The sequence below is a fragment of the Aquabacterium sp. genome (assembly GCF_004297345.1).
Classification (GTDB): Bacteria; Pseudomonadota; Gammaproteobacteria; order Burkholderiales; family Burkholderiaceae_C; genus Aquabacterium.
This window is the reverse complement of sequence record NZ_SCTN01000055.1, coordinates 1-2,193: the sequence shown is the minus strand read 5'-3', so window position 1 is coordinate 2,193 and position 2,193 is coordinate 1. Positions and strand designations below refer to the sequence as shown.

Annotated in this window: 3 protein-coding genes; all 3 read left to right on the top strand. The window is 59.0% G+C overall.

Annotation, left to right across the window (positions count from 1 at the left end):
- Positions 1-648, top strand: a 648-nt coding sequence (locus EPO09_RS01660; protein WP_290639526.1) for a succinate dehydrogenase iron-sulfur subunit, incomplete at its 5' end; no start/stop codon positions are given.
- A gap of 64 nt (positions 649-712) precedes the next feature.
- The gene (locus tag EPO09_RS01655; RefSeq protein WP_290639524.1) at positions 713-1,003 is read left to right on the top strand and encodes a succinate dehydrogenase assembly factor 2; all 291 of its coding nucleotides are present in this window, start codon (positions 713-715) and stop codon (positions 1,001-1,003) included.
- 137 nt (positions 1,004-1,140) lie between these two features.
- Positions 1,141-2,193 (top strand): citrate synthase (gene gltA / locus EPO09_RS01650; RefSeq protein ID WP_290639522.1); only part of this gene is annotated, 1,053 nt, incomplete at its 3' end.

Here is a 2,193-nt window from a genome sequence, read left to right as displayed (position 1 = left end):
TACATGCAGACCATCGAGATCGAACTCGACGGTCACGAGCGCATGCTGCTGGACGCCCTGGTCAAGCTCAAGGCTGTGGACCCGACCCTGTCGTTCCGCCGCTCCTGCCGCGAAGGCGTGTGCGGTTCGGACGCCATGAACATCAACGGCAAGAACGGTCTGGCCTGCCTGACCAACATGCGCACGCTGCCCGGCACGATCGTGCTCAAGCCGCTGCCTGGCCTGCCTGTGGTCCGCGACCTGATCGTGGACATGACCCAGTTCTTCAAGCAGTACAACTCGATCAAGCCTTACCTCATCAACGACACGCCGCCGCCTGAAAAAGAGCGTCTGCAGTCGCCTGAAGAGCGTGAAGAGCTCGACGGTCTGTACGAGTGCATCCTGTGCGCCAGCTGCTCGACCAGCTGCCCCAGCTTCTGGTGGAATCCCGACAAGTTCGTGGGCCCCGCCGGCTTGCTGCAGGCCTACCGCTTCATCGCCGACAGCCGCGATGAAAGCACGGCAGAGCGCCTGGACAATCTGGAAGACCCCTATCGTCTGTTCCGTTGCCACACCATCATGAACTGCGTGGATGTTTGCCCGAAGGGCCTGAACCCCACGAAGGCCATTGGCAAGATCAAGGAACTGATGGTCAAGCGCGCCGTCTGATCGCGTCTTCTCGACACGATCAACACGCGCCCCCGACTGTTTTAGACCTCGAAGAACCAACCCGATGACCGACACCAGCCCAGCAGCCGACCAGACACCCGATGCGGATGTGCTGAGGCGCCTGCGCTGGCGTTGCCGTCGGGGTTTGCTTGAAAACGACTTGTTCATCGACAAGTTTTTTGACAAGCATGGCGAGAGTTTGACCACAGGCCTGGTCCAAGGCTTGCTTCAATTGATGGACCTGTCAGACAATGATCTGCTGGATCTGCTTTTGGCCCGCAAGGAGCCTGAAGGCGATCTGGTGAATTCAGAAGTCACGCAGGTGCTGTCGATGATGCGGGTTGCCAAGGCCTGAGTCTGGCTTTTTCGTCTGGTTTGATCCCCTCAGTCAAATGGCTGAAGGGCGTGGACTAAGACCCATAATGCCGGCTAAGGATTTTTCCCTAGTCACCGATAATTTCTCCCACACAAGACCGACCCCTAGGAGTGCTCATGACACCGTCCGACGTGAAAGCCACCCTGTCGTTTTCAGACGGCAGCCCCAGCATGGAATTGCCCATTTACAAGGGTTCAGTCGGCCCGGATGTGATTGACATCCGCAAGCTGTACGGCCAGACCGGCAAGTTCACTTATGACCCCGGCTTCCTGTCCACCGCTTCGTGTAACTCGACCATCACCTACATCGATGGCGACAAGGGCGAACTGCTGTATCGCGGCTACCCCATCGAGCAGCTGGCCACCAACTGCGATTTCCTGGAAACCTGCTACCTGCTGCTGAACGGCGAACTGCCCAATGCAACTGAAAAGTCGGATTTCGTCGCCCGCGTGTCCAACCACACGATGGTCAACGAGCAGATGCAGTTCTTCCTGCGCGGCTTCCGTCGTGATGCACACCCGATGGCTGTGATGACCGGTCTGGTGGGCGCGCTGTCGGCCTTCTATCACGACAGCACCGACATCAACAACCCCGAGCACCGTCAGATCGCGGCCATCCGCCTGATCGCCAAGATGCCTACGCTCGTGGCCATGGCTTACAAGTACTCGATCGGCCAGCCCTTCGTTTATCCGAAGAACGACCTGTCGTACTCCGAGAACTTCATGCGCATGATGTTCGCGACGCCTTGCGAAGAGTACAAGGTCAACGACGTGCTGGTGCGCGCCATGGACCGCATCTTCATCCTGCACGCTGACCACGAGCAGAACGCTTCGACCTCGACCGTGCGTCTGTGCGGTTCGTCCGGCACCAACCCGTTTGCCGCCATCGCTGCTGGCGTGGCCTGCCTGTGGGGCCCGGCTCACGGCGGCGCCAACGAAGCTGCCCTGAACATGCTGGAAGACATCCAGCGCAATGGTGGCGTCGAGAAGATCGGCGAGTTCATCTCGCAGGTGAAGGACAAGAACTCCAACGTCAAGTTGATGGGCTTCGGTCACCGCGTGTACAAGAACTACGACCCACGCGCCAAGCTGATGCGTGAAACCTGCCACGAAGTGCTGACGGAACTGGGCCTGCAAAACGACCCGATGTTCAAGCTGGCCATGGCCCTG

Coding starts and splice junctions, on each gene's coding strand:
- EPO09_RS01655 (WP_290639524.1), top strand. CDS start 713: ATGACCGACACCAGCCCAGCAGCCGACCAGACACCCGATGCGGATGTG.